This is a genomic window from Candidatus Poriferisodalis sp., assembly GCF_965203655.1.
In the GTDB taxonomy this organism is placed as follows: Bacteria; Actinomycetota; Acidimicrobiia; order Acidimicrobiales; family Poriferisodalaceae; genus Poriferisodalis.
This window is the reverse complement of record NZ_CBDBDD010000009.1, coordinates 468925-493167: the sequence shown is the minus strand read 5'-3', so window position 1 is coordinate 493167 and position 24243 is coordinate 468925. Positions and strand designations below refer to the sequence as shown.

The 24243-nt window shown below is 67.6% G+C and carries 24 protein-coding genes and 1 riboswitch; of the genes, 15 read left to right on the top strand and 9 right to left on the bottom strand.

Annotated features, from left to right (window positions below; translation table 11 throughout):
- Positions 1 to 38: 38 nt before the first annotated feature.
- Entirely contained in the window at positions 39 to 1016 is a 978-nt protein-coding gene (locus tag ACOGW9_RS13620) for a lysylphosphatidylglycerol synthase transmembrane domain-containing protein (RefSeq protein ID WP_419912135.1), read from the top strand.
- A gap of 16 nt (positions 1017 to 1032) precedes the next feature.
- Positions 1033 to 3012: a 1-deoxy-D-xylulose-5-phosphate synthase gene (locus ACOGW9_RS13615; RefSeq protein WP_419912133.1), complete on the top strand. Its 1980-nt coding sequence runs from the start codon at positions 1033 to 1035 to the stop codon at positions 3010 to 3012.
- 104 nt (positions 3013 to 3116) lie between these two features.
- Here the strand turns inward: ACOGW9_RS13615 and ACOGW9_RS13610 are convergent, their stop codons facing one another.
- The 4 genes from ACOGW9_RS13610 to ACOGW9_RS13595 all read right to left on the bottom strand — a co-directional run bounded on the left by ACOGW9_RS13610 (position 3117) and on the right by ACOGW9_RS13595 (position 7362).
- Entirely contained in the window at positions 3117 to 4319 is a 1203-nt protein-coding gene (locus tag ACOGW9_RS13610) for an acetyl-CoA acetyltransferase (protein ID WP_419912131.1), read from the bottom strand.
- 65 nt (positions 4320 to 4384) lie between these two features.
- Positions 4385 to 5785, bottom strand: coding sequence for an OB-fold domain-containing protein (locus ACOGW9_RS13605; RefSeq protein ID WP_419912129.1), 1401 nt, complete (start codon positions 5783 to 5785; stop codon positions 4385 to 4387).
- 126 nt (positions 5786 to 5911) lie between these two features.
- Complete coding sequence (locus ACOGW9_RS13600) at positions 5912 to 6646, bottom strand: PIG-L deacetylase family protein (protein ID WP_419912127.1); 735 nt, start codon at positions 6644 to 6646, stop codon at positions 5912 to 5914.
- A gap of 50 nt (positions 6647 to 6696) precedes the next feature.
- Entirely contained in the window at positions 6697 to 7362 is a 666-nt protein-coding gene (locus ACOGW9_RS13595; RefSeq protein WP_419912125.1) for a NifU family protein, read from the bottom strand.
- Positions 7363 to 7489: 127 nt separating this feature from the next.
- On the opposite strand from ACOGW9_RS13595, the gene ACOGW9_RS13590 reads away from it, so the two are divergent.
- Positions 7490 to 8473, top strand: coding sequence for an MDR family oxidoreductase (locus ACOGW9_RS13590; RefSeq protein WP_419912123.1), 984 nt, complete (start codon positions 7490 to 7492; stop codon positions 8471 to 8473).
- On the opposite strand, the gene ACOGW9_RS13585 is transcribed toward ACOGW9_RS13590, so the two are convergent.
- The 4 genes from ACOGW9_RS13585 to thiD form a co-directional block, all read right to left on the bottom strand.
- Positions 8474 to 8611 carry a hypothetical protein gene (locus ACOGW9_RS13585; protein ID WP_419912121.1) on the bottom strand — a complete coding sequence of 46 codons (138 nt, stop codon included), beginning with the start codon at positions 8609 to 8611 and terminating at the stop codon, positions 8474 to 8476.
- A 9-nt stretch (positions 8612 to 8620) separates the two neighbouring features.
- A complete protein-coding gene (locus ACOGW9_RS13580; protein WP_419912119.1) occupies positions 8621 to 9100 on the bottom strand; it encodes a DUF4333 domain-containing protein in 480 nt (159 codons plus the stop codon).
- A 159-nt stretch (positions 9101 to 9259) separates the two neighbouring features.
- The gene (locus ACOGW9_RS13575) at positions 9260 to 10903 is read right to left on the bottom strand and encodes an acyl-CoA mutase large subunit family protein (RefSeq protein ID WP_419912117.1); all 1644 of its coding nucleotides are present in this window, start codon (positions 10901 to 10903) and stop codon (positions 9260 to 9262) included.
- Between the two features lie 102 nt (positions 10904 to 11005).
- Positions 11006 to 11848, bottom strand: a complete 843-nt coding sequence (gene thiD, locus ACOGW9_RS13570; protein ID WP_419912115.1) for a bifunctional hydroxymethylpyrimidine kinase/phosphomethylpyrimidine kinase — start codon at positions 11846 to 11848, stop codon at positions 11006 to 11008.
- A gap of 68 nt (positions 11849 to 11916) precedes the next feature.
- On the opposite strand from thiD, the gene ACOGW9_RS13565 reads away from it, so the two are divergent.
- On the top strand, positions 11917 to 13068 hold the full coding sequence (locus ACOGW9_RS13565) for an NAD(+)/NADH kinase (RefSeq protein WP_419912113.1): 1152 nt from the start codon (positions 11917 to 11919) through the stop codon (positions 13066 to 13068).
- A 160-nt stretch (positions 13069 to 13228) separates the two neighbouring features.
- Positions 13229 to 13891, top strand: a complete 663-nt coding sequence (locus ACOGW9_RS13560; RefSeq protein WP_419912111.1) for a peroxiredoxin — start codon at positions 13229 to 13231, stop codon at positions 13889 to 13891.
- A gap of 63 nt (positions 13892 to 13954) precedes the next feature.
- Here ACOGW9_RS13560 and pncB read toward each other — a convergent pair whose 3' ends face one another.
- Positions 13955 to 15265, bottom strand: coding sequence for a nicotinate phosphoribosyltransferase (gene pncB, locus ACOGW9_RS13555; protein ID WP_419912109.1), 1311 nt, complete (start codon positions 15263 to 15265; stop codon positions 13955 to 13957).
- 120 nt (positions 15266 to 15385) lie between these two features.
- Between pncB and ACOGW9_RS13550 the strand changes: the two genes are divergently transcribed.
- From ACOGW9_RS13550 to ACOGW9_RS13505, 10 genes are all read left to right on the top strand, one after another.
- The gene (locus ACOGW9_RS13550) at positions 15386 to 15772 is read left to right on the top strand and encodes a DUF2784 domain-containing protein (RefSeq protein WP_419912107.1); all 387 of its coding nucleotides are present in this window, start codon (positions 15386 to 15388) and stop codon (positions 15770 to 15772) included.
- 22 nt (positions 15773 to 15794) lie between these two features.
- A riboswitch (adenosylcobalamin (AdoCbl) riboswitch) is annotated at positions 15795 to 15939 on the top strand.
- 52 nt (positions 15940 to 15991) lie between these two features.
- Positions 15992 to 16888, top strand: coding sequence for an ABC transporter substrate-binding protein (locus ACOGW9_RS13545; protein ID WP_419912105.1), 897 nt, complete (start codon positions 15992 to 15994; stop codon positions 16886 to 16888).
- Positions 16889 to 16900: 12 nt separating this feature from the next.
- Complete coding sequence (locus ACOGW9_RS13540) at positions 16901 to 17986, top strand: FecCD family ABC transporter permease (RefSeq protein ID WP_419912103.1); 1086 nt, start codon at positions 16901 to 16903, stop codon at positions 17984 to 17986.
- Positions 17986 to 18804 (top strand): ABC transporter ATP-binding protein, encoded by an 819-nt coding sequence (locus tag ACOGW9_RS13535; RefSeq protein WP_419912101.1) that lies wholly within the window; start codon positions 17986 to 17988, stop codon positions 18802 to 18804. The genes ACOGW9_RS13540 and ACOGW9_RS13535 overlap by 1 nt, the downstream gene beginning before the upstream one ends.
- Complete coding sequence (gene cobO / locus ACOGW9_RS13530; protein WP_419912099.1) at positions 18804 to 19388, top strand: cob(I)yrinic acid a,c-diamide adenosyltransferase; 585 nt, start codon at positions 18804 to 18806, stop codon at positions 19386 to 19388. Before ACOGW9_RS13535 ends, cobO begins: the two co-directional genes overlap by 1 nt.
- A 102-nt stretch (positions 19389 to 19490) precedes the next feature.
- On the top strand, positions 19491 to 20237 hold the full coding sequence (locus ACOGW9_RS13525) for a hypothetical protein (protein ID WP_419912097.1): 747 nt from the start codon (positions 19491 to 19493) through the stop codon (positions 20235 to 20237).
- A gap of 2 nt (positions 20238 to 20239) precedes the next feature.
- Positions 20240 to 20842, top strand: coding sequence for a hypothetical protein (locus tag ACOGW9_RS13520; RefSeq protein WP_419912095.1), 603 nt, complete (start codon positions 20240 to 20242; stop codon positions 20840 to 20842).
- Positions 20817 to 22331 (top strand): peptidoglycan-binding protein, encoded by a 1515-nt coding sequence (locus tag ACOGW9_RS13515; protein ID WP_419912093.1) that lies wholly within the window; start codon positions 20817 to 20819, stop codon positions 22329 to 22331. Before ACOGW9_RS13520 ends, ACOGW9_RS13515 begins: the two co-directional genes overlap by 26 nt.
- On the top strand, positions 22328 to 23047 hold the full coding sequence (locus ACOGW9_RS13510; protein WP_419912091.1) for an ABC transporter ATP-binding protein: 720 nt from the start codon (positions 22328 to 22330) through the stop codon (positions 23045 to 23047). Before ACOGW9_RS13515 ends, ACOGW9_RS13510 begins: the two co-directional genes overlap by 4 nt.
- Complete coding sequence (locus tag ACOGW9_RS13505) at positions 23044 to 24237, top strand: ABC transporter permease (protein ID WP_419912089.1); 1194 nt, start codon at positions 23044 to 23046, stop codon at positions 24235 to 24237. The genes ACOGW9_RS13510 and ACOGW9_RS13505 overlap by 4 nt, the downstream gene beginning before the upstream one ends.
- The last annotated feature ends 6 nt before the right edge of the window (positions 24238 to 24243 follow it).

Sequence of the window (24243 nt, the reverse complement as noted above, 5' to 3'; positions counted from 1 at the left end):
GTGCCGCTCTGAGCGGGCTCCGTGGGAGTGCAGCCTGAGTGCGCATCCCGCACGGCCTCGTCACGGTGCTCCGCGTCGGCGCGACTGCAGGCCTTCTCGCGTGGTTGCTGATCGTCAGTCGTGACGAACTCTCGGCGCTCAACGTCGATTCCAAGAGCGCTGCCGCCGCCTGGCTGACCGCCGCTGCTCTCGTCGTCGCGGCGGCGTTCATCATGGCGGCCGTGCGCTGGTGGCAGGTGGCAGACACGCTCGACGTCCGGGTGTCGGGACGCTCGACGCTTTCCATCTACCTCGCCGCGCTGTTCGTCGGCAACTTCCTGCCCACGACCATCGGCGGTGACGTGCTGCGCGTCAACCGGCTGGGTCGCATCTGCGGCAGCCAGGCCAACGCATTCGCCACTGTCATCATCGAACGGCTGACGGGATGGGTTGTCTTGCCGCTGCTCACGTTGGCTGCGCTGGTGTCTCAGCCGAGCCTGCTGAGACACTCGGGCGGACAGATCGCGGGCGGACTCGCGCTGGGAACGCTGATCGTGCTCGCATTCATCGTCTGGGTCGCAGAACACCCCCGCGGACTCGGCCGGCTCGCGGGCGGTACACGCATCCGAGAAGGACTCGGCGCAGTGCACACGGGTCTGAGCGTGTTCCGGCGACAACCCCAAGCCGCGTTGCGCTTGCTCGGCGTCGGTTTGGCCTACCAGTTCCTCTTGGTGGCAGCGACTGCCTTGGCTGGCGCCGCCATCGGAGTGAATCCGGGTCTTCGGGCCTGGCTGGCATTCGCGCCAATGGTGCTGATCGTGCAGAATCTGAGTGCCATCGGCGGGCTCGGGGTACGTGAAGGAGCTCTCGTGCTGTTCCTCGACGCCCACGGTGTCAACGAGGGCGAAGCCGTGCTGCTGGGCTGGCTGCTGTACGCGCTGACGCTGCTGGTGAGCTTGACCGGAGCGCCAGCGCTGGCGCTCGGCGGACGTCGCAGGCGCGGCAAGGTGCCCGCCGAAGTCCCGCTCGGACCCTGAGTACCCTGAACCACCAGTGCACCTCGCCAAGCTCACCAGTCCGGCTGACCTGCGAGCGCTCAGCCCCGCGCAGCTCGACGAACTCTGCGCAGAGATACGGCACTTCATCGTGCAGGCCGTCTCGCGCACCGGCGGACATCTGGGATCGAATCTCGGCGCAGTCGAGCTCACGGTGGCGCTGCATCGGGTCTTCGAATCGCCGCGAGACGTCATTGTCTGGGACACCGGCCATCAGGCCTACGTGCACAAGCTCATCACGGGTCGCCGGGAGGGCTTCGATCGGCTCCGCCAGCGCCACGGTCTGTCGGGATACCCCAGCGCCGCCGAATCACCCCACGATGTCGTCGAGAACAGCCACGCCTCGACCTCGCTCAGCTGGGCGTCCGGTCTCGCTGCGGGCTTCGGGCTGACCGGCAACGAGCACCGTCGCGTTATCGCGGTGATCGGGGACGGCTCGATGACCGGCGGGATGGCCTTCGAGGCGCTGAACAATCTCGGCCATTACGCGCAGCGTGCTCTCATCGTGCTGAACGACAACGGTCGCTCCTACGCGCCGACCGTCAGCCGGCTGTCGGCCGCCGTGTCACGGCTGCGCCAGTCGCCGCACTATGTGCAGGGGCGGCGGGTCGTGGATCACCTGCTCGAGCGCGTGCCTCTCGGCGACGGCGTGCGGCGGGGACTGGACAGCGCGGCGGCGGCCATGCGCGAGATGTGGGAGCCGCCGGCGTTCTTCGAGACGCTCGGCGTGCGTTACCTCGGACCGTTCGACGGCCACGACATCGGAGCCATGGAGTCGGCATTTCGCGATGCGGCCGCCTACTCCGGGGGCCCCGTCGTCGTTCACGTGGTGACCCAGAAAGGCCGCGGCTACGCCCCCGCCGAGCACGACATCGAAAAGCACTTGCACGACATCGGGCTCTTCGACCCCGCCACAGGCACCTCTCCAGCACTCACCCCTGCCGGGCCGATCCCGGCAGAACCTGCGGCTGCACCGGAGGAGTCGGCGACGGTCGAAACACTGGCTGTGTCCGATGAGCCGGTCGTGCGCGACTACACGGCCACATTCACCGAGACGCTCATCGCCGCAGCCCGGCATGACAGCAACATCGTGGCGATCACCGCTGCCATGGGCGGCTCCACCGGCCTGCTGCCGTTCCAGCGCGAATTTCCCGAACGCTTCTACGACGTGGGCATCGCCGAACAGCACGCGCTGACCTCAGCGGCGGGCATGGCGCGCGCAGGTCTCCGGCCGGTCGTGGCGGTGTATTCGACCTTCATGGCCCGCGCCTTCGACCAAGCGCTCTATGACATCGGGCTGCACCGTCTGCCGGTCATCCTCTGCGTGGATCGGGCTGGCATCACGGGCCCCGACGGCGCTTCTCATCACGGGGTCTACGACATCGCCATGTTCACGCGCATCCCCGACATGACGGTGTTCGCGCCGTCGTCGCCCGACGAGCTGCCGGTCGCTTTCGGTCACGCGCTCGAGATCACCGATGGCCCTGTCGTGATTCGCTGGCCGCGCGGCAAGGGTGCGCTGGCAGGGGCCATCGAGCCGCTCCCGACATCACCCCGCAGCATGCGGATGCAAGCTCGCCAGCACCGCACGGGCTCCGACGCCTGCGTGCTCGCGGCGGGGCAGACACTCAGCGCGGCCGCCGAGGCTGCCGAGCTGCTCAGCTCCGAGGGCGTCGAGATCTCGCTGTGGGATCCACGGGTGCTCAAGCCGCTGGATCGGGCCATGATCCTCGACGCTGCATCGCATCCGCTCGTCGTGACCGTCGAGGACGGCGTCCGGGTCGGCGGCTTCGGCAGCCTCGTCAACGACGCCCTCCAGCAGCTCGACGCCCCGACCGTCCCACGCATCACCCAACTGGGAACCCCCGACACGTACCTCCCCCATGGCACCGCCCAGGAGCTGCAGGCCGAACTCGGCCTCGACGCCAAGGGCATTGCGGCCGCAGTCACCAAGACCCTCGCCCGCATCACGGCCTAGCGACCGAGAACGCGAGGGGACGCGTAACGGCCCGGAGCGAGCGCCCCGGGCCGTCATGCGTTGAGTTGTCAGCGCCGCAGCAATGCTGCGGGCACGAGAAACGGCTAGCCCAGCTCGGAACCGACGACCGAGACGAAGCTCACCGCCGCGCCCGGCTGCCCGCCGAGGTTGTGGGTGAGGCCCAGCGTCTTGCCCTGCTCGGTGACCGAGGGGATCTGCCGCTCCGGCGGGGCCTGACCGCGCAGCTGCAGCCAGCACTCGAAGAGCATCCGCAGGCCGGATGCGCCGATCGGGTGGCCGAAGCTCTTGAGACCGCCGTCGGGATTGACCGGGAGGTCGCCGTCGAGGTCGAACGTGCCGGCCATGGCTTCCTTCCAGCCCAGGCCACGCTCGGCAAAGCCGAGGTCCTCCATCAGGACCAGCTCGGTGGGCGTGAAGCAGTCGTGCACCTCGGCCATCGCGATCTGCGAACGCGGGTCGGTGATGCCGGCCTGCTTGTAGGCCTCCGTCGCCGACGCCACGACCTCACGGAACGTCGTGTAGTCGTAGGTACTGTCCAGCGCGCCGGTCGCAGGACCGGACGCAAAGCTGAGGGCCTTGATGTACAGCGGGTTGTCGCAGTACTTGTGGGCGTCCTCAGCCCGTACCAGGACCGCGGCAGCCGAGCCGTCGCTGACGCCCGAGCAGTCGAAGATGCCCAGCGGACCAGCGATCAGCGGCGAGCCAGCAATGGTCTCCTTGGCGACTTCCTTGCGGAACTGCGCCCGGGGATTGAGCGAGCCGTTGCGGTGGTTCTTCCACGCAATGCGGGTGAGAACCTCCTTCATGGTCTCCTCGTCGAGCCCGTACTTGTGGGCGTACGCCGGAGCCAGCAGGCTGAACGTGGCCGGTGCCGTGATGGTGGAATCGGTGCCGTCGCTAGGCGGGCGTGCACCCGTCAGACCCGAATAGCCGGAGTCCTTCAGCTTCTCCACGCCGATCGCCATGACCATGTCGTAGGCGCCCGAAGCCACTGCGTAGGCAGCGTTGCGGAATGCCTCAGAGCCGGTGGCGCACATGTTCTCGAGCCGGGTCACCGGCTTGTAGTCGAGCTGCAGCGGCTTCGACAGCGTCAGGCCGGAGACTCCCGAGCCCATCGTGCCAAGCCAGAAGGCGTCGATGTCGTCCTGGGTGACTCCCGCCGATGCGTACGCATCGTGTGCGGCGTCGGTGAGCATGTCATCGACGCTGCGCTCCCAGTGCTCGCCGAACTGGGTGCAACCCATTCCGACGATCGCGACCTTGTCGCGAATGCCATGTGAACTCATGTGTGCCTGCCTTGTGGTGGGTTGGGTATTGACATTATGGCCGCTGACCCGTGTCCGTTGCTGCGTCAGCCAGCAGCCGGGCGAGCCTTCCAGAAGTAGTTGTGGATTCCTTCCGCGCTGTACAGCCGGCGGAACGTCATCTCGACGCGGTCGCCGATGCGCACCTCTTCGGGGTCGACATCGGTCATCTCAGCCTGGAAGCGCCCGCCGCCGTCGTAGTCGATGACCACGGCAACCATGGGCGGCGACAGCGAGAACGCCAGCCGGTCGACCGTGAAGGTGGCGATCGTCGCAGGCACATCCGCCATGCGGACGCGCTCCATGTCGTCGACCGCGCCGCCTTCCATCGACACGCGCATCGGGGGCAGATGGATGGCGCCAGAGCTGCGGTCACGTGAGCCGACGAAGGCGTACTTCCAGTCTTCGGAGCGGAACGCAGGCGGAGCGCCGGGACGCTCCGGGTCCGGCCGGCGGGGCGGCTCACGGTCGAGGAAGCCACGCCACGTCAGGAACTTGTTGTAATCCAGCGCGTCGTTGCCCCGACCGATCTGGGCGCGCACCGGCGCATACGGCACATGGTCGGCGATGGCGTCGGTCGTCCGCAGCACATCGGCCGTGGCGCCGTCGGCGAGATGGACCAGCAGGATCGTCTCGCCCGGTGCCGCTTCGTCGAGCACCGAGGCCAGCACGATCGCCGCATGCGCAGTGCCGGTGTTGCCGACGTCGCCGGTCAGATCGGGGACCAGCTTGTCGCCTGCCACCCGGGAGAGGCCGCGCACCGCACGAGCGTGCAGACCCACGATCGCGATCTTGTCGATGGTGTCAAGGCCGATACCGGCGTCGGCCAGTGCTCGCTCGATGGCGTCGTTCGCGAGCGGCAGGTACACCTGCTCGCCGAACCGCTCCTCCCAGATGCGCGAGAACGCATCGCCCGGCTGGCGGTAGCGGTCGGTGAATTCGGCGGTCGCGACTGCCCCGCCCAGCCACTCGCACAGCACCGGCGACACGGCGTCATCGCCGAAGATAAAGGCGGCTGCACCGTCGCCGCCGCTGGCTTCGTCGCCGCTGGTCGGGCGACCGGTGCGCAGATCCGAGGCGACCGCCAGATTGGTGCCCCGATTGGCCGCGGCAAGCGCCCAGATCGCCTCCGAAGAACGCGGCGCGCCACCAGCGTCGACCGCCCATGAAGATTGGGGCAGGTCCAGCGCAGCGTGGATCGCAGAAGCGTTCGTCTTGTCCATGTATGCAGGATTGGCGGTCGAGAACAGCACCGAGTCGGGCACGATGTCGCTGCCGCGCAGTGCGTTGCGCGCAGCCTCGACACCCATCGTGGTGGTGTCCTCGTCGTAGCTGGCTACAGCTCGGTGCCCGCGGCCGCCGCCAGAGCCCATCGCTGCGGTGATCTTGGAGCGGTCCAGCCGCCAGTACGGCACATAGGCCCCGTACGCAATGATCCCTCGTCCCATCGTCGGTTCTCCCGTCGCTGCGGTTGCAATCGTCGCCGTCATCGTCGGCCCTCAAGCGGTCCGGTCGGCTGTTTCCTGCGCACACCGGCCAGCGCAGGAGCCTACGGCGTGGAGCGTCCGTGTCGCCTAGCCCGCGGGCACGACTCGGTACGCCTCGGCCAGCCGACCGCTGGGAAGGCTGCCCGCGGCTGCGGTATCGGCAGCCCATTCACGCAGACGGCCTTCGAGATCGTCCATCTCCGCGGTTTGGCTGCGATGTGCACGAAGCGCTTCGACCTTGCAGCCAAAGCTGTCGGTGATGTCGATCCACCGGTTCGGCTCAGTGCCGATCAACCAGATCTCGCTGACGCTGTGGGGCTTGTGCCCCTCGTCGAGGAGCTCCGGGAACGCACGCGGATTGCGCGAATCGGGGTACACGGCGGCCATCGCCGCAGTAGCAGTGGCCAGGTGATCCGGGTGGGAGATGTAGATGTGGTCCCAGTTGGGGATCGTGGCCTGGCACAGCACCACGTCGGGGCGTGAGATGCGAATCACGCGTGCGATGTCGCGCCGCAGGCCGAGGTCAGCCACGACCATGCCATCGGGATGGCCGAGCCAGTGCAGTTCACTGACACCCACCTTCGCTGCAGCCGCGGTCTGCTCAGCCTGCCGCATCGCCGCCAGCTCCTCTGGCGTGTGAGACATGTCGTCGTCCCCTGCTTCCCCGCTCGTCGCCAGGCAGTACGCCACGTGGCACCCGGCAGATGTCAGCGCGGCAACAGTGCCCGCCATGCCGAAATCGATGTCGTCGGGATGGGCCACGATGATCAGCGCCCGTGCGGGCGCTTCGATCTCGCCCTGATCGGTGAGGATCACGCCCACAGCCAGAACCTCCGACGCTCGGGCCGCGGCTTCGCCGTTCGGCTCAGCCGCTAGGTGAAGTAGGGGTTCTCGCCCGAGGCGTGGTCGGTGAGGTCGACGACCCGCTCGACCTCCGGAATCAGCTCGCGCAGGGTGCGCTCGATGCCAGCGGTGACCGTTGCGTTGGCCATGCCGCAGCCCTGACAGCCTCCGCCCAGCTTGACGATCACGGTGTCGTCTTCGACGGAAACCAGTTCGGCGAAGCCACCGTGAGCGGCAATCGAGGGATTGATGCGCTTGGTCAGCACCTCGCGCACGTTGTCCTCGACGCTGCCGTTGAGGTCAAGCTCGGCGTTGGGCCCGAGGTCTGGGCGGTTGGGGTTGCGCAGCACCAGCCCCGGCTGATTGGGATTGGATGGCAGGTCCAGCGAGGCACCGTCCAGTTTCGCGACATCGCGATCGGGTATGAGCACCGTCAGGCCGCCGCCGACTGCGAACGGCACATCGGATGCGTCGGCCTCGGCCAGCAGCTCGAAGGCAAGGTCGTAGGTGTAGTCGACGCCCTGGGCGCCGGTCACCTCGATGCGAAGCGCGAGCTGGTCGCCGTCGACTTCGCTGTTGCGCAGTTCGATCACCTTCTCAAGCGCGGCCGGCGTGACGTCGAAGGTCTCGCGCCGCGTCTCCATCATCGATTCGCGCACTGCGTCAGCGGGAGCCATCGGGTCGCTCAGGGCCATGGGCGCAGCCTACTGACGGCATCTCGCAGCACCGTGGGCGCTCCCAACGGCGATTTGACGAACGGCAGTAGTGTCCCGCTGGTTCGAGCCCTGCGCACGCAGGGACGCAAGACACCAAGGGGACGCCATGACATTCCGAGCGCTGATGCTGAACGAACAAGATCGGGTCGTCACCGCCGAGGTGCAATCTGTCGAAGACAGCGAACTGCCGCAGGGCAACGTCACCGTGGCCGTCGAATACAGCACCCTCAACTACAAGGACGGGATGATCCTGGGCGGGATCGGCCGGCTGGTTCGCAACTACCCGCACGTGGGCGGCATCGACTTCGCCGGTGTGGTGGAGTCCTCCGACGACAGCCGCTTCACCGCCGGCGACCGGGTCGTGCTGACCGGCTGGCGGGTCGGCGAGACGCACTGGGGCGGCTACGCGGAGCGCGCGCGGGTCAACGCAGATTGGCTCGTCCGCCTGCCCGCGGGGATGTCGACCTTCGACGCGATGGCCTTGGGCACCGCAGGATTCACATCGATGCTGGCTGTTCAAGCTCTCGAAAACCACGGCATCGGTGCGGGTCCAGTCCTGGCGACCGGGGCCGCGGGCGGGGTGGGCAGCGTTGCGGTGCACCTGCTGTCGGCCGCCAGCCATGCCGTCGCCGCCTCGACGGGCCGGCCGCAGACCGCTGACTACCTGCGCTCCCTCGGGGCGAGCGAGATCATCGACCGGGCCGAACTGGCCGAACCGCCGCAGCGACCGCTCGGCAGCGAACGGTTCGGCGGCTGCGTGGATGCAGTGGGCGGCACCACGCTGGCCAATGTGCTGACGCAAATGTCCTACGGCTCCAGCGTGGCGGCGTGCGGTTTGGCCGGGGGCAACGGGCTGGACACGACCGTGATCCCGTTCTTGCTGCGAGGCGTGAACCTGCTCGGCATCGACTCGGTCATGTGCCCATTTGCGCCGCGCCAGGCGGCATGGGAGCGCTTGGACGAGCTGGTCGACCGCGATTTGCTGGCCTCGATGACCACCACCGTGGGACTCGGCGACCTCGCGGCGCTCGGGCCGAAGATCCTGGCCGGCGAGGTGCAGGGTCGCACTGTGGTAGACGTGCGCGGCTGACTACAGCAGGGAAGAGACTGCAGCGAATCCGGTCAGCAGCATTGCTGCTACGACGAGGACTGCGGTCCACCACAATCCGGGCTGACGCTGGCGCAGCGGGCGCAGGTTGCCCGCCGCGTCATAACGATGACGTGCCATGCGCTGGGCCTAGCCCTTCAGTGTCCATTCGATCGCGCCGTTCTCGTTCAGGACTTTCACCTCGATGTCCTGCGTTGCCTCGCTGCCCGACTGGGAGAGCTTGCACAAGAAGGTCTGGTTGACCGAGACGACGAGGTACTGGTCGTCGCCGCAATCCGCCTGGACATCGAAGCCCAAGGCAGTCGCCGCCTCGGCGCCAAGGGCGGTCTCGGTGGCGTTCACCTGCATCACTGCCTGGCGCGGCCGGACTTCCCGGCGGCCCTGCTCGTCGATGATCGTCACGTGCGCTTCGTAGAAGGCGCCCTCGACGAGCCCGTTGCACAGGAACGTCGAACCGGGCCGGATCGGAGCATTCGGCGGGCAGCTGACATCGGTGAGTTCCGCTGGCGCCACGACGCTCTGCAGGTAATCCTGGACTTCGCGTTCGAGCTGTGTCTGATCCGGTTCGCCACCGCACGCCGCCACTGCCATGGCCGCCACGGCAAGCATTGCCAGAATCCGCGCGAGACCGTTCGTGTCGCGGCAGCTTGCCGGTCGCCCCGGCACGCGGGATCGTCCCTGCGTGGACGGTCTGGTCAATGTGGCGACCTCCGGTGTGGGCAGTCGGGACATTAGCCCTTGATCAGACGAAATAACGCCAACGCTCGCTCAAATGAAGGGCCGCTCCTGGTAGCGGCCGAAGACGTCGGCGAGCGCGTTGGTTACCTCGCCCACGGTGGCCCGGGTGCGCACGGTGTCGATGAGGTGCGGCATGAGGTTGGCGTCGGTCTCCGCGGCGCGGCGCAGCGCCGTCAAAGCGTCGTCGACAGCGGCCTGGCTGCGGTCGGCCCGCACCTGGGCCAGATGTTTGATCTGTCGCTGCTCGTCGTCGTTGGTGATCTTGAGCAGGTCGATCTCGTCGTCCTCGTTGCCCTCGGTGAACGCACTGGCGCCCACCACAACCCGGCGGCCGGCATTCACCTTCTTCTCGAACTCATACGCCGCATCGGCGATGCCGGACTGGTACCAGCCCTCGTCAATCAGCCGGAACGCCCCCTCCAGCATCGAGCCGTCGCCGGCCGCGTCGATGTGAGCGAACATCTCCTCTGCTTCGGATTCGAGCTTGTCGGTGAGTTCCTCGATGAACCAGCTGCCGCCCAGAGGATCGATGACGTTCGCCGCACCGGTCTCATGGGCGATGATCTGCTGTGTCCGCAGGGCGATCCGGGCCGCCTTGTCGGTCGGCAGTGCCAAGGCCTCGTCCATCGAGTTGGTGTGCAGGCTCTGGGTGCCACCGAGCACCCCGGCGAGCGCCTCGATGGCCGTGCGCGCAATATTGATCTCGGGTTGCTGGGCCGTCAGCGAGACACCCGCTGTTTGGGTGTGGAACCGCAGCATCGTCGAGCGCTCGTTGGCAGCGCCGTAGCGGTCGCGCATCCAGCGGGCCCAGATGCGGCGCGCCGCCCGGTACTTGGCGATCTCCTCGAAGAAGTCGATGTGGGCATTGAAGAAGAAGCTCAGCCGTGGCGCGAATTCGTCGGTGGACAGTCCCCGCTCTGCAGCGGCTTCGACGTACGCGAACCCGTTCGCCAAGGTGAAGGCGAGCTCCTGTGCCGCCGTCGAACCCGCCTCACGGATGTGGTAGCCGCTGATCGACACCGAGTTCCAGCGGGGCATCTCGTGGGTAGCGAACTCGATGGTGTCGGCGACGAGGCGCATCGACGGCCGCGGCGGGTACACCCATTCCTTCTGGGCTTGGTACTCCTTGAGAATGTCGTTCTGCAGCGTGCCGCCGAGGTTGCGGCGGTCCGCACCGTGCTCTTCGGCATTGGCGACGAACATCGCCCAGATGGTGGCGGCCGGTGCGTTGATGGTCATCGACGTGGTGGTGGCTTCGAGGTCGATGCCGTCGTACAGCGTCGCCATGTCTTCGATGGAGTCCACGGCCACGCCGCAGCGGCCAACCTCGCCCAGCGACATGACATCGTCGGAGTCGAGTCCCATGAGCGTGGGCATGTCGAACGCGGTCGACAATCCGCCCCCGCCAGCTTCGAGGATCTCGTGGAAGCGCTTGTTGGTGTCCTCGGGCGTTCCGAAGCCTGCGAACATGCGCATCGTCCACAGCCGGCCGCGGTAGCCGCTGGGATGCACGCCACGCGTGTAGGGAAACTGTCCCGGCCAACCCACCTCAGGATCAGGTTCGCTCTCCGCAGGCGCATAGAGCGGGTCAAGCTCGAGGCCGCTCATCGTGGAGAAGTCGGCGTCGCGCACCGGGGTGGCCTCGAACTCTGCTTGCCAGCGCTCGCGTGTCACCCGTGGCCTCCTGAGATCCGCAGTCCCGTCACTGCCGAGGTGCGTTCAGTGTTGACATCACCTTCGGCGCTTGAAGTGTATGCAGGCACCTGCAGGTCGATCTCAGAGGCTCAGCGGATCGACGGGTCCGCGGCCGCTGCCGAGAAGGCGATCGGCTCCCGCCGAGATAGCGCGTGCCGTCAGGTCATGGGCACGGTCAATCGCTGAGTCCAAGTCCGTGCCCTTGGCCAGTTCTGCGCAGATAGCTGCCGAGAAGACGTCGCCCGACCCCCGGATGTTGCGGGTCTCGATGCGCGGCGCAGACAGCAGTCGGACGCTGCCTCCTTGGACGACGACATCGGTGATCGTCTCACCGGTCCGGACCCGACCACCGGTGACGACCACGGCCTCTGGGCCCGTGGATGCGAGCTCGTGGGCTGCCTCGATCCACGCCTCGACCTCGTCACCGAGGTTTCTGCCCACGAGTCGGCCTGCCTCAAGGTGGTTGGGCGTCACGACTCGGGCGTTCGGCAGCAGACGCGTCGCAATAGATCGCTCGGCCTCCGAGCTGAGCATGGGCTCGCCGGCCCCGTCCACCAGCACCGGGTCCACCACCAACTGGGGAAGACGGCGGGCTGCTATCGATGCCACCGCCGCGACGGTCTCCGCCGTGAGCAGCAGGCCCGTCTTGGACGCAGCAACGGGCATGTCGTCAAGCACTGCGTGAATCTGCGCTGCCACCAGCTCGGCATCTACCGGCTGCGCGGCCCGAAACTCGGTGGTGTTCTGCGCCGATACCAGCGTCAGCGCGAATGCCCCGTGCACGCCGCATGCCGCGAACGCCAGCAGATCGGCCGCGAGACCGGCCGCGCCCGAAGAATCGGCCCCTGCAATGGTCAACGCCGCGGGCCACCAGGCGTGCTGCGCGGGCGGATGAGGGTTCTCGCTCGCGATCCCACCGGCCATGTCCCAAGTACAACAGTTGGGAGCGCGGCGCGGCAGTCACCCTCCCCTGTGGTTAGCGTCGGCGAGCGATGGCCGGAACAGCTTCGAGACCGAGCGATTCCTGCACTGGTCGCATCTGCGCCGACGGCACCGTGGGGATCATCGCCAACCCGGTTTCGGGGCGCGACGTTCGCCGGGTGGCGGCGCGAGGCGCAGTGTCGACCACTGAGGACAAGCGCAACCGGATCGCGCGCGCAGTCATCGGCGCCGTCACCGCGGGGGCCACACGGATCGTGGCCATGGCAGAACCGTTCGGCATCGCCACCGGGGCGCTCACCGACCTTCGCATCGACGCCGAGATCGAGATCGTCGACGTGGGGGCGACGGTCTCGCCCGCCGACACGATCCGGGCAGTCGAGGCCATGCGAGCCCGTGATGTCAGCGTGCTGGTGACGCTGGGCGGCGACGGCACCAACCGCACGGTCTGCGGGGTCTGGCCCGAGGCGACGCTCGTGCCGATGTCCACCGGTACCAACAACGTGTTTCCCAGCCTGACCGAGCCCACCGTCGCCGGCGCCGCTGCGGGGCTGGTGGCAACCGGCGTGGTGGACGCTGAAACGTGCGCGCCCCGGTCGAAGCTGATCACCGTGACGTCGCAGAACGACGCATCGCAGAAGGCGGAGCCGGCGGGGGGCTGGACCGAGATCGCACTGATCGATGCGGTCACGCTGGCCGACGATTTCGTCGGCAATCGCATGCCCGCGGACGGGGTGCGGATGCGGCAGGTGCTCGTGTCGCGCGCCCATCCGGCCAGCATCGGGCTCAGTTCGCTGGCGGGGCTGCTGCGGCCCTGCTCGTTCGACGACGACGCCGGCGTGCTGGTGGAGTGCGGACCTGGCGGGCAGCCGATGCGCGTGGCGCTGGCGCCCGGGCTGTACCGAACGGTGCCGGTGATCGATCACCGCAGCGTCGAGCTGGGAGAGGCCGTGGAGCTTCGGGGCCCGACGGTGCTATCGCTCGACGGCGACCGGGAACGCACGATCGGTGCAGATGACGTCGTGCGTGCTGCGATTCAGCGCTGCGGGCCCCGAGTGGTGGACGTGGACCGGGCACTGGAATTGGGGGCCGCTGCCGGGGTATTCGAAACCTCTCGGGCGCCGACTGGCGACCGTGCGCTCAGCGAGGCCTCCAACGTCCATTACCACCACGCCGACGGCACGCCGATACGCGATTGCTGCTGAGGCCTGGTGCCCGTTCGGGGACTGCAGACGGCTGCATCTGTCCGGCTGATCAATTCCTGACTAATCCGGTCGGATTTATCGTCAAATGCGGCTATCCTCCGCGGCACGGCTGTGCTGGCTCGCGCACCACGGCACTCGCCGCATCGCAAGGAGGACGAACATGGCGCTGCGTCTCAATGACACCGCACCCGATTTCACTGCCGACACCACCGAAGGCGAGATCAATTTCCACGACTGGATCGGCGACGGCTGGGCGCTGCTCTTCTCCCATCCGAAGGACTTCACGCCGGTGTGCACCACCGAGTTGGGTGCCGTTGCCGGCTTGAAGGACGACTTCGCCTCACGCAACTGCAAGATCATCGGCATCAGCGTGGACGGGGTGAGCGACCACACGAGCTGGAAGGCCGATATCGCCTCTGCGACCGGTCACGAGGTCAACTACCCGCTCATTGGCGATCCTGGACTGAACGTGGTGAAGCTCTACGACATGCTTCCCGCCGACGCGGGCGACACCTCGCAGGGCCGCACCGCGGCCGACAACGCCACGGCCCGGACGGTGTTCATCATTGGCCCCGACAAGAAGATCAAGGCATCGCTGACCTATCCGATGACCACCGGCCGCAACTTCGCCGAGATCCTGCGCCTGCTCGACTCGTGCCAGCTCACCGCCGCCGAGCAGGTCGCCACGCCGGCCAACTGGCAGCAGGGCGAGAACGTCATTATCGTGCCCGCTGTCTCGAACGAAGCCGCCGCCGAGAAGTACCCCGACGGCTGGGAATCACCGCTGCCCTACCTGCGCTTGGTGCCGCAGCCGGGCAAGTAAACACGGGCCGCGGCTCGACACAAGGCTGCGGCACCCTCAGCAGCACAGGCCGCAGCCAGGCGCCTAGCTCAGGCTGGATTCGCCAACGACTTCAGCCTCGAATGCCGGGGCGCCGTCGAGGCGGCGCATCGATTCGGGCAGTTCGGCGCGGACGCGCTGGTGGAAAACACGGTCCTGGGCAAGCGTGTAGGGATAGGCGTTCTGGCCGGATCGCAGCAGCGGAACGTGCAGCGGCCGGCTGTTGGTGGGCCCGGGGCGATCCTGCTCGACGAGCGTCTCCGACACAGCCTCACCATCGCGCACCACCCGGTAGGGCCGCACGACGCCCCCACGGGTGGCCTTTCCCTCTGATTCCTTGTAGACGGGCACCACCGGCTCGAATGTGCCGGAGTGCCGTGCGATGGCCACCGCCTTGTACACCATGCCAGCGGTCGCATGGCCCGAGCCCACCACGAGCTGGGTGCCCACGCCGTAGCCGTCCACCGGCAGATCCGCCAGGTCGGCGATGCGGTATTCGTCGAGATCTCCCGACACCACGATGCGCGTCGACTCGGCGCCGGCGTCATCGAGCCACTGCCGTACCCGGGGCACCTCGACCGTGAGATCTCCCGAGTCGATGCGCACGGCACCGGGCACCCCGCCGAGACGCTTCGCCGCTGCCAGACCCCGTTCGAGTCCCGTTCTCAGGTCGAAAGTGTCGATGAGCAGCGTGGTCTCGAGGCCGTGCGCACGCATCTGCGCCTCGAAGGCTGCTTCCTCGTCGTGGTGCGCCAGCGTGAAAGCGTGGGCAGCGGTGCCGGCTGTCGGGATCTCGAACTGCTCACCGGCGAGCAGGTTGGACGTCGCATCGAAACCCACCAGCCATGCCGCACGTGCGGCGGCGACGGCGGCCAGCTCGTGGGTGCGGCGGCCGCCCATCTCGATGAGATGACGTCCTTCGGCGACATCGTGCATCCGTGCAGCCGCAGATGCCACGGCGCAGTCGTGGTTGAGCACCGACAGCACCAGCGTCTCCACCAGCAGCGCGGTGCCGACCGACGCATCGACCCGCAGCACTGGGCTGCCGGGCACGTAGAAATCGCCCTCGCGGTAGCTCCAGGCATCGCCGTCGAATCGGAACATCGCCAGATGATCGAGCAAGCCGTCGCTGAAGCGGCCGAGCCCTGCCAGGTAGTCAAGGTCGTCGGCCTCAAACCGGTAGTCAGCCAGCAGCCCGGCCAGCCGGCCCGGGCCCGCCACCACTCCGTAGCCGCGGCCCGGCGGCAGCCGCCGGGCGAATACCTCGAAGCACGAGCGCCGCGACGCCACCCCCGATTGCAGGGCCGCATCGAGCATGGTCAGCTCATAGAGGTCGGTCATCATGGCCGTGCCCACGCCACAAGTCTGCCCGCACCGCAAGCCCGACGCTGAGGCCAGGGTGCCCGTGGCGATTCCGACTCGCTGAAGCCGCTCGTCTCAGCAGTCCCGCGACATGCACAGATAGCGTGAGCGGCAATGGCACTCGTCGGGCTGGCGCGGCTCATGGCTGCGTCGCATCTGGCCTACATCGTGTTCCTGCTGGTCGGCGGGTTTGCCGCGAAGCGCCGACCGAAGCTGATGAAGTGGCACCTCGCCGCATTCGGCGCAGCCGGATTGGTGAACATCACCGGTTCCGACTGCCCGCTGACCACCTGGGAGAAGTGGTTTCTGCTTCGCGCCGGTCGGGAGCCATATGAGACAGGTTTCGCCTCCCACTACCTCGTGGAGCCCTTCTATTCGAAAGGCATCACCGGCCGGGTGAATTCGGTGATCCTGCTCGCACTCGTGATCCCGGTCGTGGTCAGCTACTGGCGGCTGATTCGCAGCCCCGCGGCCGGCTCCGGCGAGTCCGCTCCGAACTAACCCTTCGCGTCCCGGCCGCGCCCTAGACTCACACCCGGTTGTCGTGAGCGAAGCCGGTGAGATCCCGGCACTGTCCCGCAACGGTGATGCCCCTTCCGGGGACGAGTCCGGTCGCCTCCCGGCCGCCATCTCGCGAACCGATTCCTCGAGGTAAGGAGCGGCTCGTGCGGTGGGTGCTCCCGCTGCTCGGCCCTGAACTCGAGCAGAAGGGAGAACACCATGAACCGCACCGCCTCCAAGCGAGCGGCCCTGCCACTGCGACTGCTGTGGGCACTGCTGACGCTTGCCATTGTGGCGTCGGCCTGCACGGGCAGCGACGCCGAGTCGGCAGAAGAACACGAATTCGGCAGGATCGTGTCGATCTCCCCCACCGGCACCGAGATCCTCTTCGCCATCGGTGCAGGCGAGCGTGTCGTGGCCGTCGACCAGTTCTCCTACTACCCGCCCGAGGCCCCCGTGACCGACCTCGACGGCTGGAGCCCGAACCTCGAGGCGATTGCGTCGTACGAGCCCGACCTCGTGGTGCTGCAGACCAACGGCGAACTCATCGCCGGACTCGAGGCACTGGGCATCACCGTGCTCGCCCACGACGCACCGGTCGTGTTCGACGACGTCTACGCCCAGATAGCCCAATTCGGCGACGTCACCGGCCAAGTCGACGAGGCGGCTCAGCTCGCCGCCGACATGCAGGCCGACATCGCCGACCTGATCGCCGCCGCGCCCGATGCCTCGGGACTGACCTACTACCACGAGCTCGACAACACGCTGTACAGCGTCACGAGCGGCACCTTCATCGGACAGGTGTACGGGCTGTTCGGGCTCGACAACGTCGCCGATCCCGCCGACGCCGACGGCAGTCACTTCGGTTATCCCCAGCTCAGCGACGAATACCTGGTCGACGCAGACCCGGACCTGATCTTCCTCGCCGACACGCTGTGCTGCGGCCAGAACGCCGAGACCGTGGCGGCGCGCCCGGGCTGGAATCAGCTCACCGCGGTTCAGGAGGGCAGGGTCGTCGAACTCAGCGACGACATCGTGTCCAGGTGGGGACCCCGCTTGGTGGACTTCATTGCTGCCATTTCCGACGCGCTGGTCGACATCGGCGCTGCGGGCTGATCGAACGCTGCCGTGACTGACGCTCGCGCGACCGGCTCCAGCTCGTGGGCCAGCGCCGACGCGGCACTGCAGGCTGCGGATCTGAGGCTGCGGCAGCTCGGCATCGGCGCCGCTGCGGTCGTCGTGGCCGTCATCGCGGGGCTCACCATCGGGCCGGTCGGCATCAGCGCACATCGGGTGGCGCTCGAGCTCGCGGACGCGCTGCCGGGCTTGGCATTCGACTCGGGGCTCAGCGATGCACACGCTGCGATCGTCCGGGAAATCCGCTTGCCTCGCGTCGTGCTCGGGCTGCTCGTGGGTGCGGCGCTGTCCATGAGCGGTGCCACCTACCAGGCCGCTTTCCGCAACCCGCTCGCGGACCCGTACCTGCTGGGCATCGCCGCCGGTGCAGGTCTCGGCGCCACGATCGCCATCACCGCCAATGTGGGCGATGGTGCCGGTGCACTCGACCCGGTGCCCCTCGCTGCATTCGCCGGGGGACTCGTGGCCGTCACGGTGTCATACGCGGCGGGCCATCTCGGCGGGCGCTCGACGGCGTCGCTGATCCTCGCCGGCATTGCCGTCGCCAGCTTCCTGACGGCATGCCAGACCTACGTGCTGCAGGCCAACAGCGATGCGTTTCGCAGGATCATCGCCTGGATCCTCGGCCGGATCGCAACATCTGGCTGGTCAGAGCCCGCGCTGATGCTCCCCTACTTCGTGCTCACCGCAGCCGTCGTGATGCGCTACCGCCGGGCGCTGGACGTGCTGGCGGTGGGCGACGAGGAGGCTGCAGCCCTCGGTGTCAATCCGCGGCGAGTTCGCCTGGTCGTGGTGCTGGCGGCATCGCTGGCAGCGGCCGCTGCCGTCTCGGTGAGCGGGCTCATCGGCTTCGTCGGGATCATCGTGCCTCACACGGTGCGGCTTGCGTTCGGGGCCAGCAACCGGGTGGTGCTGCCGCTGTCGGTGCTGTTCGGGGGCGCCTTCATGGTGTTCGCCGACTTGGCGGCGCGCACGGTGCTCTCGCCGGCGGAGCTGCCGATCGGTGTCGTCACCGCCTTCCTGGGCGCACCGTTCTTCGTGCTCGTGCTCCGCACGTCGCGCCGGGAGGTCTGGTGATGGCTGTGCGGATCCGATCGCTGAGCGTGACGCTCGACAGCACTCCTGTGCTGCGCGGCGCCGACCTGGAGGTTGCAGCCGGCGAGTGGGTCAACGTCATCGGGCCCAACGGCGCAGGCAAGACCACCCTGTTGCGGGCTGTGCTCGGGCTGGTGCCGTTCCGGGGAAGCATCGACATCAACGGGCTGCGCGATCGCCGCCGGTCAGCACGAGCCCGTCACGTCGCCTATGTCCCGCAGACTCCGGTGATCCCCCCTGGCATGCTCGTGGCCGACTACGTACTGCTGGGACGCACGCCACATCGCGGCGTATTCGCGGCCGAGACCGCTGGCGATCGCAGGATCGCCGCAGAAGTGTTGGAACGGCTGGATCTCGGAGGCTTCAGCGAGCGCACCGTGCAGTCGCTCTCTGGCGGCGAGCGCCAGCGCACCGTGCTGGCCCGGGCGCTCGCGCAGCAGACCGAAGTGGTGCTGCTCGACGAGCCCACCACGGCGCTCGACCTCGGGCACCAGCAAGACGTGCTCGAACTCGTCGAGACGCTGCGGCGCGAGCGCGGCCTGACCGTCATCGCGACGCTGCACGACCTGACGCTCGCGGCCCGTTACGGCGACCGCGTGGCGGTGCTCTCCGGCGGCCGGATCGCGCAGTGCGGTCGGCCTGCTGAAGTGCTTACGGTGGAGACCATCGCTCAGCATTTCGGGGCACACGTCCGCGTGATCGACGATCCGGAGGGGCCGGTCATCGTCCCTACCTCCGCGCCGGTTCCCGGATTCGAGGCAGCGGAGTTGGCAGTGCTCGCCACCAGCAAGGAGTCCTGATGAACGACATACCGTCAGACACCGAATCGCCGCCCACCGAGGATCCCCGCCCCGACGGGCTGCGCACAGCGCGCAGCCTCGTGGTGGTGAACACCGGCGACGGCAAGGGCAAATCGTCCGCGGCTTTCGGCACGGCAATGAGGGCACGCGCCCGAGGCTGGCCGGTCGCAGTCGTGCAGTTCCTGAAGTCCGAAGACTGGGTGACCGGCGAGCAGATGATGGCCGAACCGCTCGGCATCGACTTCTGGTCGTTGGGGGAAGGCTTCACCTGGGACAGCGAGGACTTGACGCGTGACGAAGCCGAGGCCCGCGAGGCCTGGCGGCACGGCAAGGAACTGGTGTCGGCGGGTGAGCACCGGCTGGTGGTGTTCGACGAGATCACCTACCCGCTCAACTGGGGTTGGATCGACGCCGCAGACGTGGAGGCCACCTTCAGGGATCGGCCAGAGCATGTCTCGTTGGTGCTGACCGGGCGTGATGCGCCGGAGTGGATGACGGACTTCGCCGACACCGTGACCGAGATGCGCAAGGCCAAGCACGCCTACGACTCGGGGATCGCGGCCAAGAAGGGCATCGACTACTGAGCCGCTGTGGGCGCGTGCCCGTGTGCCGCGTTCTCAGATTCTTCTCATCTCGGCTTCGTACCGTGCGTGCACCCCCTTACGGCTACTCGGAGGCGAACCCGCGTGCTGAGATTCTTCCGCCCATCGCTGCTCGCAATCGCGGCAGTCATGTCACTGGTGGCAATGGCTTGCTCAGAGGGCAACCAGAACGGCCTGCCAACGCTGCTTGACAGCACGTCGACCAGTGCCGCCGAAGCGCTCACGGCTGCAGGCTCTGACGGACCTTCCGAGGTGCCCGCTTCACCAAGCGCAACCACAGCTCCTGCATCGACCGACACGGCGTCGACTGACGCAGAACAGGACGGCGCCGACGAAGCCGTCGGCGACGAGGAGCGCCTGCTGGAGTTCGCAGCGTGCATGCGCGACAACGGCGTGGAGTTCCCCGACCCGATCGTCGAGGCTGACGGCACGATCAGCTTCGGTCTGCGGCCGGGCGCCGGCGGTGCCTCCCAGTCGGCAGAGAATCTGCAGCGCATCGGGCGCGATCCGGATCTGCCGGCAGCGCGCGAAGCATGCGGGGGCCTACTTGAAGGCCTCGCGTTCGGCCGAGGCAGTCAGGACTTCGCGGAGGCCCAGGCCGAGCGGGCCGACCGACTGCTCGAATTCGCCCAGTGCCTGCGCGACAACGGCATCGACGTCGGCGACCCGGACACCAGCGGATTCGGCCCTGGCGGAGGCGGCGGGGCCGCTCGCCCGTTCGGTGACTTGGACTTCGACGATCCCGATGTGAGCGCCGCAATGGACATCTGCGCCGAGCAGGTGTCGATCGCCCCGGGGCAGCGTGGCGGTCAGCCGCAGGCGGGACAATGAGCATGGCGCGCACAGGCCGACGGACCAGAGTTGCCGCTGTCGCCGCAGTGCTCATCGTCATCGCTGGGATCGTGCTCATCGTCGCGCTCGTACTCCTCCGCGATGGCTCAGACGACACTTTGAGCGACGCGGCCGAGTCGAGCCTCACCACGACGCTGATCGAACAGCGCAACCTCACCGAGTACCTCGAGATCGAAGGAACGCTCGACTACGAAGGCACAGTCACACTCGCCGCCCGTAGCGACGGATCGCTGATTCATCTTGCTGCCGAGGGCACCGTCGTGGGCCGGGGCGAATCGATCTACCTGATCCTGGATCCCCCGACCGACGCGGAAACCGCCGATGCGCTGGCCGAAGTCGCATCGGCGCAGGACTCGCTCATGGTTGCTGAAGACGACCTGAGCAGCGCCCGAGCAGGGCCTTCGGATGCCGACATGGCCGCGGCACGAGCCGATGTTGCCACGGCCATCGAGGCGCGGGACGAGCTGATCGCAGCGCCCACTGTGTCTGAGATCCGCACCGCCGAGGCGGCTGTGGCCGTTGCTGCGGAAGCTCTCGAGCACCTCGACAACCCCACGGATGCTGCGCGCGCAGGCCCGTTCTGACCTCGCCGCCGCGCAAGAGCATCTTGCCCAGTTGATTGCCGGAGCAACACAAGCCGAGATCGACTCGGCGAAGGCCAACTTGGTGACGGCGCAGGAAGCACTCGCAGAATTGCTCGCAGAGCCATCGGAAGCCGAGATCGAATCGGCCGAAGCGGCTGTGGCGATCGCCTGGGAACGGCTCCGCGACGAACTGCAGTGCTGCGGCACTGACGCCGAGATTGACGAACTGCGCGCCGTGTTGCTGACCGCCGAAGAGGCGCTCGACGAACTCCTCGCCGGTCCGACCGAAGCTGAGGTCGATGAGGCAGAGGCACAGGTGCTCGCCGCACAGGAAACACTCGACGATCTCACCGACGGCCCGTCGGACGCAGAGATCGACGATGCCGAAGCACAGGTGCTCGCGGCACAGGAAACACTCGACCTTCTCGACAATCCCACCGAGGCGACGCGAGCCCAGGCGCGGGCCGATCTCGCCGCTGCCTCAGAAGCACTTTCGGACCTGCGCGCCGGCCCCTCAGACGCAGAGATCGACGCCGCGAACGCAGCAATCTTGGTTGCGGAAGAGGCCCTGGCGGACCTGTTGGCTCCCCCGTCGGAAACGGAGCTCGCGACGCTCACGTCGGCAGTCCAGAGTGCTGAAGCAGGGCTCAACGCCGCTGAGGCCAACTGGGCTGATCTCAGCCAGGGTCAGGACTCGCTCATCGTCCTGTTCGGCAGCATGCCCGCATATCGCACCATGGAGCCGGGAACCTCCGGCGACGATGTCCGTCAGCTGCAGGAGAACCTCGTCGAGCTCGGCTACCTCGACCGGGAGCAGCGGGTCGCCGACGGCGTCTTCGACGAGGCCACGGCCGCGGCAGTGCAGCGTTGGCAGCAGGAAGTCGGACACCGCGTCGACGCGACAGTGGGCACCGCTGATGTGCTGTTCGTCGATGGTCCGGTGCAGATCGGGCCTTGGTCGACGGGCATCGAGGTGGGCCAGGATCTGCCAGCCGGTACGACGCTTGCGTCGCTGACGGTGATCGAGACGCCGACCGGCGGTGTCATGGCCACCACCCAGCGCGTCGCCGCCAACCTTCCCCTCGGCGACAGGGACCTGGTCAGCGAGGGGATCATCGTCAACGTGGAGTTGCCCGATGGCACCGATGTCGAAGCCACCGTTGTCGCCATCAATCCGTCCCCGGTCGCCGACCCCGCGACGGGCGAGAACATCGTCGAGTTGACCATTCAGCTCCATAGCCCAGCCTCGGCGGTATGGATCGGCGCGTCGGTAATGGTGGAAATCACCGAAACCCTCATTGCAGATGCCTTGGTCGTGCCCGCCACCGCGCTGGTTGCCCTCGTCGAGGGAGGAAGCGCTGTAGAGGTTCTCGCCGACGACGGAAGCGCTCGCTTGATCGGCGTAGAGACGGGACTGTTCGTCGACGGCGACGTCGAAGTGCTCAGCCCAGAACTCGAGGCCGGCATGCGAGTGGTGGTTCCCCGTTGAGCGACCGGAGGGCCGTGCCCGATCCGCAACCACCGGCTATCGAGCTGCGCGACGTTTCCAAGATCTATCCGGGATCGCCGCCCATCAAGGCGCTGGACGACGTTTCGGTGCAGATCGGCCGGGGTCAGATGGTCGCAGTCGTCGGCCAGTCGGGCAGCGGCAAGTCGACGATGCTCAACGTAATGGGCACGCTCGATCAGCCCACCAGCGGTTCGGTGCTGATCGAGGGCACCGACACTTCGCTGCTGACGGACAACCAGCTATCGGCTATCCGTGGTCGGCGCGTCGGTTTCGTGTTCCAGCGCTTCTTCCTCCTGTCTGGGATAGCGGTGATCGACAACGTGGCGAACGGTCTGCTGTACACCGGCGCGACCCGGCCACATCGGCGCAAGGCGGCCGAGGCTGTGCTCGAGCGTGTCGGGCTCGGTGCGCGCAGATGGCACAAACCCGACGAGCTGTCCGGCGGTGAGATGCAACGCGTCGCCATCGCCCGGGCGCTCGTCGGCGGGCCGGCGTTTGTCCTGGCCGACGAGCCCACCGGCAATCTCGACTCCGCCTCGTCGAATTCGATCATCGAGCTGCTGTTCTCGCTGCACGACGAAGGTCGGACAATTGTTGTCATCACCCGCAACGAAGCAATCGCCGCTGCGATGCCCCGACAGCTGCAGATTCTCGACGGGCGTCTTGTGCGCGACACAGGGACGATCCCGCAATGAACCTGGCGCCGAGCCGCTTGCGCGCATCCGAGACAGCGCGGGTCGGTCTCGGATCGTTGGCAGCGCGCCGGCTCCGCTCGGCATTGTCGGCACTGGGCATTGCCATCGGCATCGCATCGCTGGTGGCTGTCCTGGGCCTGTCGGACTCGTCGAAGTCGGCGCTGCTCGACCAGATCGGCGCGCTCGGCACCAATCTGCTCACCATCGAGGCAGGCTCGGGCTTCGGTGCGGGCGATGCGGCCCTGCCCGAGACCTCGGTTGCGACGGTCAGCCGCGTGCCCACAGTGGAGGCAACGTCCGCCGTGTACGCAGTCGACGCGGGCGTGTACCGCAACGATCTCGTGCCCGAAGACCTCACCGGGGGCATCAGCGTGTACGGCACCGATCCGGGCCTCCTGGGCGCCCTCAACGGCGACATCGCCCTCGGCTCATTCCTGACGGAGGCCACCCGCGATCATCCGGTGGCGGTGGTCGGGGCGGTCGCCGCCGAACGCCTGGGAGTCCGCAACCTCGACCAGCCGGTGCGGCTGTACATCGGCGACCGCTGGGTCGAGGTGGCCGGAGTTCTCGAGCCCTTCGCACTCGCCGCCAACCTCGATCGCGCTGTGCTGATCGGCGACCGGGCAGCCGAGCGCTACTACGACGCCGAGCTGGCTCCGGCCACGGTGTATGTACGCGTTGACGAGGACCACATCGATGCGACCCGAGACGTGCTCGCCGCGACGGTCGACCCGGAGAATCCCGAGGAGGCGGAAATCAGCAGGCCGTCGGATCTGCTCGAAGCCAGGTCAGCCGCGGAGAGCTCCTTCACCTCGCTGTTCTTGGGCTTAGGCGCGGTGGCGCTGTTGGTGGGCGGCATCGGCGTGGCAAACGTCATGGTGATCGGGGTCATTGAGCGTCGCGGGGAGATCGGCCTCCGGCGCGCCATCGGGGCGACGAGGGCGCACATCCGTCGGCAGTTCTTCACCGAGGCTCTGACGCTCGCGACCCTGGGCGGCACAGCAGGTGTGCTCTTGGGGGTTGCGGTGACCTACGGGTACTCGCTCGCCCAAGGATGGCGCGTGATCATTCCACCAGTTGCCTTGATCGGCGGGTTCGCTGCGGCGGTCGCCATCGGCGTGATCGCCGGCTTGTACCCGGCGATCAGAGCTGCGCGGGTGTCTCCCACCGAGGCGCTCCGCTCGGCCTGAGGGATG